Origin of the sequence: Streptomyces sp. NK15101 (assembly GCF_020400725.1) — a bacterium.
GTDB lineage: Bacteria > Actinomycetota > Actinomycetes > Streptomycetales > Streptomycetaceae > Streptomyces.
Genome location: NZ_JAINVG010000002.1, coordinates 83,925 through 99,779, shown reverse-complemented (window position 1 = coordinate 99,779; position 15,855 = coordinate 83,925). Strand labels below are relative to the sequence as shown.

10 protein-coding genes are annotated in these 15,855 nt (G+C 73.2%); all 10 read left to right on the top strand.

All coding sequences use genetic code 11. The annotated features are described in order from the left end of the window. Positions 1-193: 193 nt before the first annotated feature. The 10 genes from K7G60_RS01575 (at position 194) to tmk (ending at position 15,779) form a co-directional block, all read left to right on the top strand. Positions 194-2,512: a sodium-translocating pyrophosphatase gene (locus tag K7G60_RS01575; RefSeq protein WP_225798937.1), complete on the top strand. Its 2,319-nt coding sequence runs from the start codon at positions 194-196 to the stop codon at positions 2,510-2,512. Between the two features lie 161 nt (positions 2,513-2,673). Next, positions 2,674-3,372, top strand: a complete 699-nt coding sequence (locus tag K7G60_RS01570) for a small secreted protein (RefSeq protein WP_225798936.1) — start codon at positions 2,674-2,676, stop codon at positions 3,370-3,372. A 94-nt stretch (positions 3,373-3,466) separates the two neighbouring features. Next, a complete protein-coding gene (locus K7G60_RS01565; protein WP_225798935.1) occupies positions 3,467-5,035 on the top strand; it encodes a methyltransferase in 1,569 nt (522 codons plus the stop codon). Beyond that, the gene (locus K7G60_RS01560; protein WP_225798934.1) at positions 5,032-6,036 is read left to right on the top strand and encodes a helix-turn-helix domain-containing protein; all 1,005 of its coding nucleotides are present in this window, start codon (positions 5,032-5,034) and stop codon (positions 6,034-6,036) included. The genes K7G60_RS01565 and K7G60_RS01560 overlap by 4 nt, the downstream gene beginning before the upstream one ends. 82 nt (positions 6,037-6,118) lie before the next feature. After that, positions 6,119-7,192 carry an ABC transporter ATP-binding protein gene (locus tag K7G60_RS01555; RefSeq protein ID WP_225798933.1) on the top strand — a complete coding sequence of 358 codons (1,074 nt, stop codon included), beginning with the start codon at positions 6,119-6,121 and terminating at the stop codon, positions 7,190-7,192. Next, positions 7,189-7,962 carry an ABC transporter permease gene (locus K7G60_RS01550; protein WP_225798932.1) on the top strand — a complete coding sequence of 258 codons (774 nt, stop codon included), beginning with the start codon at positions 7,189-7,191 and terminating at the stop codon, positions 7,960-7,962. Before K7G60_RS01555 ends, K7G60_RS01550 begins: the two co-directional genes overlap by 4 nt. 13 nt (positions 7,963-7,975) lie before the next feature. Continuing rightward, the gene (locus K7G60_RS01545) at positions 7,976-8,767 is read left to right on the top strand and encodes an ABC transporter permease (protein WP_225798931.1); all 792 of its coding nucleotides are present in this window, start codon (positions 7,976-7,978) and stop codon (positions 8,765-8,767) included. A 282-nt stretch (positions 8,768-9,049) separates the two neighbouring features. Further along, positions 9,050-9,247 (top strand): hypothetical protein, encoded by a 198-nt coding sequence (locus K7G60_RS01540; protein WP_225798930.1) that lies wholly within the window; start codon positions 9,050-9,052, stop codon positions 9,245-9,247. Positions 9,248-9,529: 282 nt separating this feature from the next. Further along, positions 9,530-12,361 carry a type I DNA topoisomerase gene (gene topA / locus K7G60_RS01535; RefSeq protein WP_225798929.1) on the top strand — a complete coding sequence of 944 codons (2,832 nt, stop codon included), beginning with the start codon at positions 9,530-9,532 and terminating at the stop codon, positions 12,359-12,361. A 103-nt stretch (positions 12,362-12,464) separates the two neighbouring features. Further along, a complete protein-coding gene (gene tmk / locus K7G60_RS01530) occupies positions 12,465-15,779 on the top strand; it encodes a dTMP kinase (RefSeq protein WP_225798928.1) in 3,315 nt (1,104 codons plus the stop codon). Positions 15,780-15,855: the final 76 nt, after the last annotated feature.

The following is a 15,855-nucleotide window of genomic DNA, read 5'->3' as shown; positions in this document are numbered from 1 at the left end:
CCCCGCCCGTGCACGGGGGGGCGACCCTTACACCTGGGGGTCCGGCCCGCACACGTAGTGAGGGAAGAGGCCCTGCGCCGCAGGGCCTCTTCCCTTGTGCCGGGAACTTTTCAGGTGCCCTGCGCTGGGCGTCCTCGCCCACGAATTGGTGCATCCCGGTATATACCGGCTTGTCTCCCTATGATCCGTCCTCATGTACCCCACAACCCTCTCCGCGGCGGTGCTCACGAGCGGGAACCGGACGATCGTGGTCGTCGTCGCGGCCATCGCCCTCGCCGCACTGGTCGTCGCGCGGCTCCTCGTCCGCCAGGTGCTCGCGGCCGGTGAGGGCACCGAGAGGATGAAGGAGATCGCCGCCGCCGTGCAGGAGGGGGCCAACGCCTACCTCGCGCGGCAGCTGCGGACCCTCGCCGTCTTCGCGGCCGCCGTGTTCTTCCTGCTGATGCTGCTGCCGGCCGACAACTGGTCGCAGCGTGCCGGACGTTCCCTGTTCTTCCTGGTCGGGGCGCTCTTCTCGGCGGTCACCGGATACCTCGGCATGCGGCTCGCCGTACGGGCCAACGTGCGGGTCGCCGCCGCGGCCAGGGAGGCCACCCCGGCGCCGGGCGAACCCGAGAGGGACCTGAACGAGGTCGCGCACCGGGCCATGCGGATCGCGTTCCGTACGGGCGGGGTCGTCGGCATGTGCACGGTCGGCCTCGGACTGCTCGGAGCCGCCTGCGTCGTCCTCGTCTACGCAGCCGACGCGCCCAAGGTCCTGGAGGGATTCGGACTCGGCGCCGCGCTCATCGCCATGTTCATGCGAGTGGGCGGCGGGATCTTCACCAAGGCCGCCGACGTCGGCGCCGACCTCGTCGGCAAGGTCGAGCAGGGCATCCCCGAAGACGACCCGCGCAACGCCGCCACCATCGCCGACAACGTGGGCGACAACGTCGGCGACTGCGCCGGCATGGCGGCCGACCTCTTCGAGTCGTACGCCGTGACCCTGGTCGCCGCGCTCATCCTCGGCAAGGCGGCCTTCGGCGACCACGGCCTCGCGTTCCCCCTGATGGTGCCGGCGATCGGCGTGATCACCGCCGTGATCGGCATCCTCACGGTCGCGCCGCGGCGCGCCGACCGCGGCGGGATGAGCGCGATCAACCGCGGATTCCTGGTCTCGGCGGTCATCTCGCTGGTGGGCGTCGCCGTCGCGGCCTTCGTGTACCTGCCGTCCTCGTACGCCGAGCTCGAAGGCGTCACCGAGCGGGGCATCCGCGACCACGGCGGCGACCCGCGGGTCCTCGCCCTGGTCGCGGTCGCCCTCGGCATCGTCCTCGCCGCGCTCATCCAGCAGCTCACCGGCTACTTCACCGAGACCGGCCGGCGGCCGGTCAGGGACGTCGGCAAGTCCTCGCTCACCGGTCCCGCGACCGTCGTCCTCGCCGGTGTGGCGCTCGGCATGGAGTCCGCCGTCTACACGGCCCTGCTGATCGGGCTCACGGTCTACGGGGCGTTCCTGCTCGGCGGCGCCTCGATCATGCTGGCACTGTTCGCGGTGGCCCTCGCCGGGACGGGGCTGCTCACCACCGTCGGGGTGATCGTCGCCATGGACACCTTCGGCCCGGTCGCCGACAACGCCCAGGGCATCGCGGAGATGTCCGGGGACGTCACGGGCGCGGGCGCGCAGGTCCTCACCGACCTGGACGCCGTCGGCAACACCACGAAGGCCATCACCAAGGGCATCGCCATCGCCACCGCCGTCCTGGCGGCCTCGGCGCTCTTCGGCTCGTACCGGGACGCCATCGCGACCTCGGTCGCCGACGTCGGGGAGTTCGGGGTGAAGGCCGGTGAGGTGACGCTCTCGATGGACATCTCGCAGCCCAACAACCTCTTCGGTCTGATCCTCGGCGCGGCGGTCGTCTTCCTCTTCTCGGGGCTCGCGATCAACGCGGTGTCCCGCTCGGCCGGTTCGGTCGTGTACGAGGTGCGGCGGCAGTTCCGCGAGCACCCCGGGATCATGGACTTCACCGAGAAGCCGGAGTACGGGCGGGTCGTCGACATCTGCACCAAGGACGCGCTGCGCGAACTCGCCACGCCCGGCCTGCTCGCCGTGATGGCTCCGATCGCGGTCGGCTTCGCGCTCGGGGTCGGCGCGCTCGGCGCGTACCTCGCCGGGGCGATCGGGGCGGGCGCGCTGATGGCGGTCTTCCTCGCCAACTCCGGTGGTGCCTGGGACAACGCGAAGAAGCTGGTCGAGGACGGGAACCACGGCGGCAAGGGCAGCGAGGCGCACGAGGCGACCGTCATCGGGGACACGGTCGGCGATCCGTTCAAGGACACGGCGGGCCCGGCGATCAACCCGCTCCTGAAGGTGATGAACCTGGTCGCGCTGCTGATCGCCCCGGCGGTCGTGCGGTTCAGTTACGGCGGCGACGCGAGCGTCGGGCTGCGGGCGGCGGTCGCGGCGGTCGCGCTCTTCGTCGTGGTCGGTGCGGTCCGGGCCTCCAAGAAGCGTTCGGTGGCGATGTCCTGACGTGGCGTCCGTCTCATTACCGGGGGTTTCCGGGGTGGCCGGGATGCTTATCCCTTGGTTCAAAAGGCTTCAATAGGGGATGAATCCGTCGCACGAAAGGTGGAAGTAGCCCGTTCGGCGTGTATGTTCCGGGGCCGAGAGCCTTGGAAGGGACCGATCCGTTGAACAAGAAGCTTGCGGCCGCACTGTCCGGCGGCGCGGTACTGGTGCTCGCGCTGACCGGTTGCAGCGACGACAAGGGCGACAAGGTGGGTGACTGGGCGAAGACGTTCTGCGACCAGGCCAAGCCCCAGATCCAGAAGCGGGCCGACGCCCACCAGATCATCATCTCGACCGCTGCCGACAGCAAGCCGGCCGAGATCCAGGCCGCCGACTCGAAGGCCTTCCAGGACATCGCGAACGCCGACCGGGCCCTCGCCAAGGCCGTCGAGGCCGCCGGAGCCCCGCCCGTCGAGAACGGCGAGAAGATCCAGCAGGACGCGATCAAGGAGCTCAACGCCACCGCCTTGGCCTACGAGGGACTCAAGAAGCAGGTCGACGCGCTGGACCCGACGAACCAGCAGAAGTTCGCGGACGGTCTCCAGGGCGTCGCCGACGGCCTGACGAAGATCGAGAAGATGGACCAGAACGCCCTGTCCAAGCTGGAGGACGGCGAGCTGGGCCAGGCGATGGCCAAGCAGCCCGGCTGCCAGAAGCCCACGGCCTCGGTCCCGCCGAAGACCTCCGCCTCCCCGAACGCCGGCGCCACCTCCGACTCGGACTCCGGTTCCACGAGCCCGACCGAGAAGGCGTCCGCCACGCCGACCGAGAAGGCGTCCGCCACGCCGACCAAGAAGGCCACGGCCACCAAGAGCGAGTAGGGGAACCGAGGGCCGATCGGCCCGGCGGCGGCGATCGGTCGCACGCCGCCGGGTCGGCCGCCCGGATGTCGGCGGCGGCCGTCACAATGGAGCGGTGAGTACGACCAGCCTGCCTCCCCGCCTCCCGGTGCCCGCGCACGCCGCCCGTCTGCGCGAGGCTCTGCTCGCCGCCGACTTCACCGCCGACGGACTGCTCGACCTGCTCGGCGCCCCGGCCTACGCGGCCCTCGCCCGCAGCGAGACCGTGCCCGCCCTGCGCGCCACCCGCGGCGACTCCCCGCTGGAGACCCTCGTCCGGCTCTTCCTGCTCCAGGAGCCCGTCCCGGCCGACCGTGCCGCCGCCGCGCTCCCGCTGGAGGAGGCCCTCGCCGACGGCTGGCTGGTCCGCGAGGACGGCACCGTGCTCGCCACGGTCGACGTCCGGCCGTACGGCGGACCGGACGGCGAGGACTGGTTCATCGTCTCCGACCTGGGCTGTGCCGTGGGCGGCGCCGGGGGCATCGGGAAGAAGGACGAGGGCGTCGTCCTCGGCGTCGGGGGCGCCTCCACCACCCTCGCCGGCATCACGGTCCGTACGCCGGTCTCCGCCGCGCTCGACCTCGGCACCGGCTCCGGCATCCAGGCGCTGCACGCCGCCCAGCACGCCACCCTGGTCACCGCCACCGACCTCAACCCGCGCGCCCTGGACTTCACCCGGCTCACGCTCGCCCTCTCCGGGGCCCGGGAGGCCGAGCTGCTGACCGGCTCGCTCTTCGAGCCCGTCGACGGCGACACGTACGACCTGATCGTCTCCAACCCGCCGTTCGTGATCTCCCCCGGAGCCGGGCTCACCTACCGGGACGGCGGAATGAGCGGCGACGACCTGTGCCGCACGCTCGTGCAGCAGGCCGGGGAGCGGCTCAACGACGGCGGGTACGCCCAGTTCCTCGCCAACTGGCAGCACGTCGAGGGCGAGGAGTGGCAGGAGCGGCTGCGGTCCTGGGTGCCACGCGGCTGCGACGCCTGGATCGTGCAGCGCGAGGTCCAGGACATCACCCAGTACACCGAGCTGTGGCTGCGGGACAGCGGCGACCACCGCGGCGACCCGGAGGCCTACCGGGCGGCGTACGACCGCTGGCTCGACGAGTTCGAGGCGAGCAAGACCCGCGCGGTCGGCTTCGGCTGGATCACGATCCGGCGCAACGAGGCCGTGGCCTCCGGCGCGGTCGAGCCCTCGATCGTCATCGAGGAGTGGCCGCACCCCGTCGAGCAGCCCCTCGGCCCCACCGTCCGCGCCCACTTCGAGCGCCAGGACTACCTGCGCGACCATGACGACGCCGCGCTCCTGGCCGACCGGTTCACGCTCGCGCCCGAGGTGGTGCAGGAGCAGGTCGGGCTGCCGGGCGCCGAGGACCCGGAGCACGTGGTGCTCCGGCAGAACCGCGGCATGCGCCGGGCCACCAAGGTCGACCACGTCGGCGCCGGGTTCGCCGGCGTGTGCGACGGCACGCTCAGCGCCGGCCGCATCCTCGACGCGATCGGACAGCTGATGGGCGAGGACCCGGTCATGCTGCGGGACCGCACCCCGCAGGCGATCCGGCTGCTCGTCGAGGAGGGCTTCCTGATCCCCGGACCCCTGCTGCCGGGGGCGGAGCCGTCCGGGACCGGAGGGAGCGGCGCTTGATACGGATCGAGCTGGACGAGACCTCGCTCGGGGCGACCCGGATCGCGATCAGCCCGCTCCGCGACACGTTCTGCGCGATGCACCTCGCGCTGCCGCACCGGCACCCCTCCTGGCCGTACCAGGAGTGGGTCGGGCGGGCGCGCGAGGTGTGGCGCGAGGACGACCGGCTCCGCCCCCTGTGGCAGCTGTTCGGGGTGGGCCGGCGCGAGACCTCCGACTTCCTGCTGCCCCGGCCGTTCGGCACGGTGCACGTCCACGAGGAGCTCGCCGCGCTGCGGGCCACCGACCCGGGGTTCGTCCGCGAACAGGCGGCCGTCTGCTACCCCGGCATGGAGGACGCGCCCTTCCTGCAGCCGTACCTGAGGGACCCGGAGGCCGCCTGCGCGGCGCTCGCCGACGCGTACGCCGCCTTCTGGGAAGGCGCGATCGAGCCGTACTGGCCGACGATGCGCCGGCTCGTCGAGGACGAAGTGCTCGTCCGGGCCAGGACGTTCGCGACGGAGGGCGTCGACGCGCTCTTCGCGGGCCTGGAGGCCCGGGGGCGCTGGCAGCCCCCCGTACTCGAACTGACCAAGTACATCGACGCCGAGTACGCCCCCGGGGAGCGGCGGCTCGTCCTCGTGCCCCTGGTCTTCGCCGAGGGCTGCCGGCTCTACTCCACGGACGACCCCGAGGTCTTCGCGCTCAGCTTCCAGGCCCGGGGTGCCGCCGCCCTGCGCGAGCAGGCCGAGCCCGTCGCCGAGGACCGGCTCGGGCTGCTGCTCGGCCGGGGCCGGGCCGCGGTCCTGCGCGAACTGGGCGGACCCCTGACCACGGCCGGGCTCGCCGACCGGCTCGGCCTCGCCCCCAGCACGGTCTCCGAGCACCTGTCGGTGCTCGCCGAAGCCGGTGTCGTGACCCGCCACCGCGTCGGGCGCTCCGTGTACTACCAGCTGACGGACACGGGCCGTTCACTGCTCGCGCTGCTCGCCGGAGAGGACGTCCTCGCGGCCGCGGCCTGAGGAGGCGAAGGGCGCGGTGCGACGATTCGGGGCCTCCCGAATCGATGGCCCGGCCCTCCCGCCGGCTCCTACCGTCCGGCGCATGCTCGCAATCGAGGCGGACGCGCTGCGCCGCACCTACACCAGCAGGACCGGGTGGCCGAGGTCCCGCCGGGCCGAGACCGAGGCCGTGCGCGGAGTCACCTTCGAGGTGGCGCCGGGGGAGCTGTTCGGCCTGCTCGGGCCCAACGGCGCCGGCAAGACCACCACCATCAAGATGCTCAACACCCTGCTGCTGCCGACCTCCGGCACGGCCCGGGTGTTCGGCCACGACGTGGCCCGCGACCCCGTCGCCGTACGCCGCAGGATCGGATACGTCTTCGGCGGCGACCGGGGCCTGTACGACCGGCTGTCCGCCCTCGACAACCTCCGCTACTTCGCCGAGCTGTACGGCGTCGCCGCCCGCGACCAGAAGCGGCGCATCGCCGAACTCCTCGACCTCGTCGGCCTGGTGGGACGCGAGAGGGAACGCGTCGAGGGGTACTCGCGCGGCATGCGCCAGCGCCTCCACATCGCCCGCGGGCTGCTCCACCGCCCCGACGTCCTCTTCCTCGACGAACCGTCCATCGGCGTCGATCCCGTCGCCGCCCGCGACCTGCGCCGCACGGTCGCCGACCTGGCCTCCGCCGGCACCACCGTCCTCCTCACCACCCACTACATGGCCGAGGCCGACGAGCTCTGCGACCGGATCGCCGTCATCGCGGGCGGCCGCATCCGCGCCCTCGGCACCCCCGGCAGCCTCAAGTCCCTCGTACGGGAAAGGGACGTGCTGGAGATCGAGGCGTACGGCGTGGACGAGGAGCGGCTCGACCGGGTGCGGCGCGTGCCCGGGGTGCGGGGGGTGTCGGCCGAGGACCGGGGCGCCCTGCAGACGGTCACCGTGCAGATCGGACGCGGCGCCTCCGACCTGCACGGGCCCGTCCTCGCCGCACTCGACGGCGTACGGATCGGCCGGGTCACGAGCCGCGAACCGTCCCTCGAGGACGCCTACATCGCGATCGTGGAGGAGACGGCCGGCGCCGGGACCGAAGCCGTGGGGGAGACGGCCGGCGCCGGGACCGAAGCCGTGGGGGAGACGGCCGGCGCCGGGACCGAAGCCGTGGAGGCCGCCGCATGAGGCGCCTCCCGCGACTGATCCTCGTCGGGGTGCGCACCCACGTCTCGTACATGTCGCGCTCTCCGATCGAGATCACCTTCGCCGTCCTCGTCCCGCTCGTCTACGCCACCCTCGCCGTCTATCTGTTCCGCGCCGCCGGAGACCCCGACCGGCTGCTCACCGCCTCGGTCGGGGCCGGGCTCATGGGCATCTGGGGCTCGGTCCTCTTCGGCTCGGGCGGCGCCGTGCAGAACCAGCGCTGGCTCGGCACCCTGGAGACCCTGGTCGTCGCCCCCACCCCGCTGGCGCTCGTGCTCCTCCCCATCACCCTCGCGACCGCCGTCATCGGCACGTACGCGATGGGCGCGACCGTCCTGTGGGGCGTGCTGCTCTTCGACGTGCCGCTCGACTTCGCGCACCCGCTGCTCTTCCCCGTCGCCGTCCCGGTGTGCGTCCTCGCCCTCGGCATGACGGGACTGCTGCTCGCCGCCACCTTCGTCCTTCTCCGCAACGCCAACGCCCTTGCCAACCCGCTCGACACCCCCGTCTGGCTGCTGTCCGGGCTGCTCGTGCCCGTCACCGTGCTGCCCGCCTGGACCCGCCCGATCTCCTGGGCGCTGCCCACGACCTGGGGCGCGCGGGCCGTGCACGCGGCGACCTCCGGCGGGGACGTGACCACCCCGCTGCTCACCGCCCTCGCGCTCGGCGCCGGATACGCCCTCGCCGCCGTCCTCGTCCTCGGACGGGTGGAACGCCGGGCACGCGCCGCCGCCACCCTCGCCCTCACCTGAAAGGCCATCAGTGATGTTCCGTTTCCTCGGCACGGCGCGGCTCGTCGTCGTCGGCGGGGCGATCTCCTACCGGGCGCTCTTCAACTGGACCACCCCGCCGATGTTCATCGGAACGCTGCTGGTCGGACCCCTTCTCCAGGTTTTCTTCTTCGTCTTCCTGGGCAGGGAACTGGGTGTCGCCGACGATCGTTTCCACCTCGTGGGCAACGCCGTCCTCGCAGCTTCCGCCTCCTGCGTGTACGGCGGCACGATGGCCGTCTCCAACGAGCGGCGGTACGGCACCCTCGGGGCCGTCCTGCTCTCCCCCCGCCACAGGGTCCCGCTGTGGATCGGGCGAGCCCTCCCGTACGTCCTCAACGGACTGCTCGTCAGCGCCTTCGCGCTCACCGCAGCCGCCCTCGTCCTCGGGCTGCCCGTGCCCGCCGGGGCACTGCCGGGGCTCGGTCTGGTGCTGCTCGTCGCGGCGGGCGCCTGCTCGGCCTTCGGGCTCGCGCTCGGGGCGCTCGGGCTGCGCTTCCGTGACGTGTTCCTGGTGTCGAACGTGGCCTGCTCCGGGCTGCTGCTCCTGACCGGTGCCGCCGTGCCCCGGGAGACGCTGCCGGAGTGGATGCGGGCCGCCGGCGAGCTGCTGCCGCTCACGCACGCGGCGGACGCGGCACGGGGGCTGACCGCGGGTGCCGGTCTGGACGGCCACCTGCTCGGGGCCGAGCTCGCGGTCGGCGCCGGGTGGGCGCTGCTCGCCGTCGTCCTCCTCGCCGTCTTCGAGCGGGGGAGCCGACGCCGGGCCACGCTCGACGTGATGTGACGCAAGAGGCACGCCCGAGGCGGTGTGACGGGAGAGGCACGCCCGAGGTGATGTGACGAGAGAGGCACGCCCGAGGCGGTGTGGCGGGAGAGGCACGCTCGAGGTGATGTGACGAGAAAGGAAGGAGAAGGGCCCCCGGAGCGGATCGCTACCGGCCATCTTCGTGAACCCGTGCGAGCCCGGCCCGCTCCGTTCACCCGGAGTTCGCGCCTTCGATGCCCAGGGGTGTCAGCCTCGGCCGCGAGAGGCGAACACCGCACGTGAACGGAACGGGGTACGGGCATGGAGAGCGGGCCGGCGATCTTCGCGGGAGCGGCGTTCACGCTGTTCGGAGGCGCGCTGCTGCTGTGGACCACCGTGCGGTCGCTGCACCGCGAGCCCGTGGCGTACGGGGTCCCCCCGCGCACCGCCGTCGCGCTGACGAGCCTCGCCGGCGCCGCCTTCCTCCTCCTCGGCGTCTGGTGCTTCGGCCGGCTCTGAGCCCGGCTCCGGACCACGTCAGGGATCCGGTGAGGGTTCCGCCTCCGGTTTGTTTCCGATCTCCCCGAGATGTCCCCCGCCCCGCCGGTCCGGGAGTCCGGGCGGCAGGAATGCCAGGACTCGGGTTACCGTTCGAGTGGCCGTTGCGGGCTTTTGCCGTTTGACACGGGGGCGGGTTGTACCGTCACACTCCGCAGCGACGGGAGCGTCACCGTCCGTGCGCTGCCGTGCGTGCCAGTGCCGCACGTGCCAGAGAGCGTCGATCCGGAGAGAAGAGCGAAGTTGTCCCCGACCAGCGAGACCGCACACGGCGGCCGCCGACTCGTCATCGTCGAGTCGCCTGCCAAGGCGAAGACGATCAAGGGCTACCTCGGCCCCGGCTACGTCGTCGAGGCGAGCGTCGGGCACATCCGCGACCTCCCCTCCGGCGCCGCCGAGGTGCCGGAGAAGTACACCGGCGAGGTGCGCCGTCTCGGCGTCGACGTCGAGCACGACTTCCAGCCCATCTACGTCGTCAACGCCGACAAGAAGGCGCAGGTCAGGAAGCTCAAGGAGCTCCTCGCCGAGTCCGACGAGCTCTTCCTCGCCACCGATGAGGACCGCGAGGGCGAGGCCATCGCGTGGCACCTCCAGGAAGTCCTGAAGCCCAAGGTCCCGGTCCACCGGATGGTCTTCCACGAGATCACCAAGGACGCGATCCGCGAGGCCGTCGCCAACCCGCGCGAGCTGAACCAGCGCATGGTCGACGCCCAGGAGACCCGCCGCATCCTCGACCGGCTGTACGGCTACGAGGTCTCGCCGGTCCTGTGGAAGAAGGTCATGCCGCGGCTGTCCGCCGGCCGCGTGCAGTCCGTCGCCACCCGTCTCGTCGTCGAGCGGGAGCGCGAGCGCATCGCCTTCCGCTCCGCCGAGTACTGGGACCTCACCGGCACCTTCGGCACCGGCCGCACCGGTGACGCCTCCGACCCGTCCTCCCTGGTCGCGCGCCTCGCGACGGTCGACGGCAAGCGCGTCGCGCAGGGCCGCGACTTCGGCGCCGACGGTCGGCTGAAGACCGCGAACGTGCTCCACCTCGACGAGGAGAAGGCGCGGGCGCTGGCCGCCGCGCTCGCCGACACGGCGTTCTCGGTGCGCTCGGTCGAGTCGAAGCCGTACCGCCGCTCCCCGTACGCCCCCTTCCGGACCACCACCCTCCAGCAGGAGGCGAGCCGCAAGCTGGGCTTCGGTGCGAAGGCGACCATGCAGGTGGCGCAGAAGCTGTACGAGAACGGCTTCATCACCTACATGCGCACGGACTCCACGATCCTCTCCGACACCGCCGTGGCGGCGGCCCGGGCGCAGGTCACGCAGCTGTACGGCGCCGACTACCTGCCGGAGAAGCCGCGCGTCTACGCGGGCAAGGTGAAGAACGCGCAGGAGGCGCACGAGGCGATCCGGCCTTCGGGTGATCGTTTCCGCACTCCTGCGGAGACCGGTCTCACCGGCGACCAGTTCAAGCTGTACGAGCTGATCTGGAAGCGGACCGTCGCCTCCCAGATGAAGGACGCGACCGGCAACTCGGTCACCGTGAAGATCGGCGGCACCGCCGCCGACGGCCGCGACGCCGAGTTCAGCGCCTCCGGCAAGACGATCACCTTCCACGGCTTCATGAAGGCGTACGTGGAAGGGGCCGACGACCCGAACGCGGAGCTCGACGACCGCGAGCGGCGCCTGCCGCAGGTCGCCGAGGGCGACGCGCTGACCGCCGAGGAGATCACGGCGGACGGCCACGCGACCAAGCCGCCGGCCCGCTACACCGAGGCCTCCCTGGTCAAGGAGCTGGAAGAGCGCGAGATCGGCCGCCCGTCGACGTACGCCTCGATCATCGGCACCATCCTCGACCGCGGCTACGTCTTCAAGAAGGGCACGGCGCTCGTCCCGTCCTTCCTCAGCTTCGCCGTCGTCAACCTCCTGGAGAAGCACTTCGGGCGGCTCGTCGACTACGACTTCACCGCCAAGATGGAGGACGACCTCGACCGCATCGCGCGCGGCGAGGCCCAGGCCGTGCCGTGGCTGAAGCGCTTCTACTTCGGCGAGGGCGAGTCCGGCGGCACGGGCGGCGCGGCGGAGGCCGGGAACGGCGACGGCGACCACCTCGGCGGCCTCAAGGAGCTCGTCACCGACCTCGGTGCGATCGACGCGCGCGAGATCTCCTCCTTCCCCGTCGGCAACGGCATCGTGCTCCGCGTCGGCCGCTACGGCCCGTACGTCGAGCGCGGCGAGAAGGAGCAGGAGGGCCACCAGCGGGCCGACGTGCCCGACGACCTCGCGCCCGACGAGCTGACCGTCGAGCACGCCGAGGAGCTGCTCGCCAAGCCGAGCGGCGACTTCGAGCTCGGTACGGACCCGGTCAGCGGCCACCAGATCGTCGCCAAGGACGGCCGCTACGGCCCGTACGTGACGGAGATCCTGCCCGAGGGCACCCCGAAGACCGGCAAGAACGCGGTGAAGCCGCGCACGGCCTCCCTCTTCAAGTCGATGTCCCTGGACACCGTCACCCTGGAGGACGCGCTCCGGCTGATGTCCCTCCCGCGGATCGTCGGCACGGACGCCGAGGGCGTCGAGATCACCGCGCAGAACGGCCGCTACGGCCCGTACCTGAAGAAGGGCACGGACTCGCGGTCGCTCACCGACGAGGAGCAGCTCTTCACGATCACCCTCGAAGAGGCGCTCGCGATCTACGCCCAGCCGAAGCAGCGGGGCCGGGCCGCGGCCAAGCCGCCGCTGAAGGAGCTGGGCACCGACCCGGTCAGCGAGAAGCCCGTGGTCGTCAAGGACGGGCGCTTCGGCCCGTACGTGACGGACGGCGAGACCAACGCCACCCTGCGCACCGGCGACAGCGTGGAGACGATCACGCCGGAGCGCGGCTACGAGCTGCTCGCCGAGAAGCGGGCCAAGGGACCGGCGAAGAAGGCCGCCAAGAAGGCACCGGCGAAGAAGACCGCGGCGAAGAAGACGGCCACGAAGACGGCGGCGAAGAAGACCACCGCCGTCAAGAAGACGGCCGCGAAGAAGACCACGACGGCGAAGAAGACGACCGCTGCCAAGAAGACGGCGGCGGCCAAGCCGGAGTAGTCCCCGAAGGGGTGCGTGGGAGGGCGGGAGCGGTGCTCCCGCCCTCCCACGTTTGTTCGGGCGCGGGCCGCGGGGAGCAAGGCCGTCCGGATAGGGTGGACGGATGACGCGAGCAGAGCAGCCAGACCGCCTGGGCGATTCCGACGCCGCACTCGTCGCGGATTCCCGGGAGCGCGCCGTACGCGCCCTCTTGCGCCATCAGCCGCTGCGCCGGCTGTGGGGCGCCCACCTGGTCGGCAGCACCGGCGACGCCCTCGCCCTCCTCGTCCTGGTCCTCCTCGGCTACCAGGCGGCCGTCGCCGAAGGGGCGCTCGGGGGCGGCTACCGGGGGGCCGCGTTCGCCGTGGCCGCCGTCGTCGGCGCCCGCCTGCTGGCCTCGGTCCTCTTCGGGGCCGTCCTCCTCGGACCGCTGACCGCGCTCACCGGGCCCGGTGGCCCGCTCGACCGGCGCTGGACCATGATCGGCGCCGACGGGGTGCGGATCGCGCTCCTCGTCATCGCCCCGCTGTGGATCGACTGGACCCCCGGCAGCGCCCTCTGGTACCTGCTCGGCACCGTCTTCGTCACCGGCGCGGCCGAGCGGCTCTGGACCGTCGGCCGCGAGGGCGCCGCCCCCGCGCTGCTGCCCGCCCCGCCCCTGGAGGGCGCCGCCGTACGGCCGCTGCCCGACCACCTCGGCGCACTGCGCCGGCTGTCCCAGCGCACCGGTTTCCTCGCCGTCCCCGCCGCGGCCGCCGTGCTGCTGGTCGCCACCCTCGTCGGGAACCTGCTCGGCGCCGGGATCGACTGGTTCACGCTGCACCAGGCGGCCCTCGGCTCGTACGTCTCCGCCGGGCTGTTCGCCGCCTCCGTCACCGTCCTGTACGCGATGGCGCTGCCCGGCGGGGAGACGCCCCGGCCCCGCTCGCCCCTTGAGGGCCTGCGCCGGCCGGCCCCGAAGGCCGGCGAGGGCGAGGGCAAGGGCCGCACCGGCGCCCTGCCGCTGCTCGTCCTCGCCTCCGCCACCGTCGCCGGGGCGATCGCCGCGGCCGCGTCCCTCGCCGTGCTCCACGCCTACGACCTGGGCGGCGGGCCCGTCACGTACGCCCTCCTGATCCTGGCGCTCAGCGGCGCCACCGCCGTCGGCATCCGCACCGCGGGCTCCGTCCTGCCGGTCCTGTCCCGGCGCCGGCTGCTCGCCCTCGCCGTCACCGTCACCGGCGTCGCCCTGATCGCGATGGGCCTGGTGCCGGACACGGCGACCGTGCTGTTCCTCGCCGTCCTCGCCGGGTACGCGGCCGGGGTCGCCGCCAACACCGGCCACACCCTGATCGACCAGGAGACCGAGGAGCCCCGCCGGGCCCGGACCACCGAGCACCTCCAGGCCACCGCACGCGTCGCCATGGGCCTCGGCGCGCTCGCCGCCCCGCTGCTCGCCGCCGCGATCGGGCCGCACCGGCTCGCCTCCGGGGAGTTCGTCTTCGCGCACGGCGGCGCCGCCTTCACGCTCGTCCTCGTCGGCGCCCTGCTGCTGCCGGTCGCCGCGCTCGTCCTCGCGAAGACCGACGACCGGGCGGGCGTCCCGCTCCGCCGCGACCTGCGCGACGCGCTGCGCGGCTCCGACCCGGTCCAGGCGCCCTCCCCGACCGGTTTCTTCATCGCCCTGGAGGGCGGCGACGGTGCCGGGAAGTCCACGCAGGTCCAGGCGCTCGCCGAGTGGATCCGCGCCAAGGGCCACGAGGTCGTCGTCACCCGCGAGCCGGGAGCCACGCCGATCGGCAAGCGGCTCCGCTCGATCCTCCTCGACGTGTCGTCGGCGGGTCTCTCGAACCGCGCCGAGGCCCTGCTGTACGCGGCCGACCGCGCCGAGCACGTCGACTCCCTGGTCCGCCCGGCCCTGGAGCGGGGCGCGGTCGTCCTCTCCGACCGGTACATCGACTCGTCCGTGGCCTACCAGGGCGCGGGCCGCGACCTGTCCCCCACGGAGATCGCCCGCATCTCGCGCTGGGCGACCGACGGTCTCGTGCCGCACCTGACGGTGGTTCTCGACGTCTCCCCGGAGACCGCGCGGGAACGGTTCACCGAGGCGCCCGACCGGCTCGAGTCCGAGCCGCCGGAGTTCCACGCGCGCGTACGGGCCGGTTTCCTGGCCCTCGCGGCCGCCGATCCCAGCCGCTACCTCGTCGTCGACGCCGGCCAGGAGCCCGAGGCCGTCACCACCGTCGTACGCCACCGGCTCGACCGGATGCTGCCGCTCTCCGAGGCCGAGGTGAAGGCCGCGGAGGAGGCCCGCCGGAAGGCCGAGGAGGAGGCCCGGCGCCTGGCGGAGGAAGAGGCCGCCCGCAAGGCCGAGGAGGAGCGCCTGGAGCGCGAGCGGCAGGAGCAGCTCGCCAAGCTCCGCGCCGAGGAGGAGGAGCGCAAGCGGCGCGAGGAGGAGGAGGCGCGCCGTCTGGAGGCCGAACGGCAGGCGGAGGAGGCCCGCCGCAGGGCCGAAGAGGCCAGGCTCGCCGCCGAGGAGGAGCGCCGGCGTCTCGCGGCCGAGGAGAAGGCCCGCCAGGAGGAGCAGGAGCGGCTCCGCAAGGAGGCCGAGGAGGAGGCCCGGCTGCGGGCCGAGGCCGAGGCGCGCCGCCTGGAGAAGCAGCGCAAGGCCGAGGAGGCCCTGCTCCGCGCCGAGGAGGCCCGCCGGATGGCGGAGGCCGCCGCGGCCGCGAAGGCCGCGGAGGAGGCGGCGGCGAAGGCCGCGGCGGAGAGGCTGGCCGCCGAGGCCGCTGCGAAGGCCGCCGCGGAGCGGGCGGCCGCCGAGCGCGCCGCGGCGGAGCTGGCCGCCGCCGAACGGGCCGAGGCGGCGAAGGCCGCCCGCGAGAAGGCCGCCCGCGAGCGGGAGGCCGCGGAGAAGGCCGCCGCCGAGCGGACGGCCGCGGCGGAGCGGGCCGCTCGTGAGGCCCGTACCGCCGGTATGTCCGCGAACGAGGTCACCGTGCCCACGCCGATCGTGAAGCCGGACGCGCCGACCGTCTCGCCGGACGAGGTCACCGTGGAGACGCCGATCGTGAAGCCGGGGACGGCCGAGCGGCCGGAGGCGGAGACCGCGGTCCTGCCGCAGATCCGGGACCCGCGGGCCGCCGACGAGACCGCGGTGCTGCCCCCCGTGCGGGACCCGCGGGCCGCCGACGAGACCGCCGTGCTGCCCCCCGTACGGGAGACCAGGGCGTCCGACCCCGCCGACCGGGTGCCGCAGGGCATCTTCCGCGACGAGCGGGACGAGCCGCACGGGGCCAACGACCGGACCCGGGAGCTGCCCCAGCTCGACGAGAACGGCCGGCCGCGCCGCCGCTCCGACTGGGCGGAGGAGACCCCGCTCGACGATCTGCCGACCCTCGCGGACGAGCTGTTCGGCCCGCACGAGGACGAGGACGAGGGCCCCCGCCGCCGTCGCTGAACCCGGTGGGGGTGGAGCTGGCTCCACCCCCACTACGGCGGCCAGCTCCATACCCCCGTGACCTGCGCTTTCCTAG

Bases quoted from the DNA above. Each gene is read 5' to 3' on its own strand.
- tmk (WP_225798928.1), top strand. From the start codon at position 12,465: ATGACGCGAGCAGAGCAGCCAGACCGCCTGGGCGATTCCGACGCCGCA.
- K7G60_RS01545 (WP_225798931.1), top strand. From the start codon at position 7,976: ATGTTCCGTTTCCTCGGCACGGCGCGGCTCGTCGTCGTCGGCGGGGCG.
- K7G60_RS01550 (WP_225798932.1), top strand. From the start codon at position 7,189: ATGAGGCGCCTCCCGCGACTGATCCTCGTCGGGGTGCGCACCCACGTC.
- K7G60_RS01575 (WP_225798937.1), top strand. From the start codon at position 194: ATGTACCCCACAACCCTCTCCGCGGCGGTGCTCACGAGCGGGAACCGG.
- K7G60_RS01540 (WP_225798930.1), top strand. From the start codon at position 9,050: ATGGAGAGCGGGCCGGCGATCTTCGCGGGAGCGGCGTTCACGCTGTTC.
- K7G60_RS01555 (WP_225798933.1), top strand. From the start codon at position 6,119: ATGCTCGCAATCGAGGCGGACGCGCTGCGCCGCACCTACACCAGCAGG.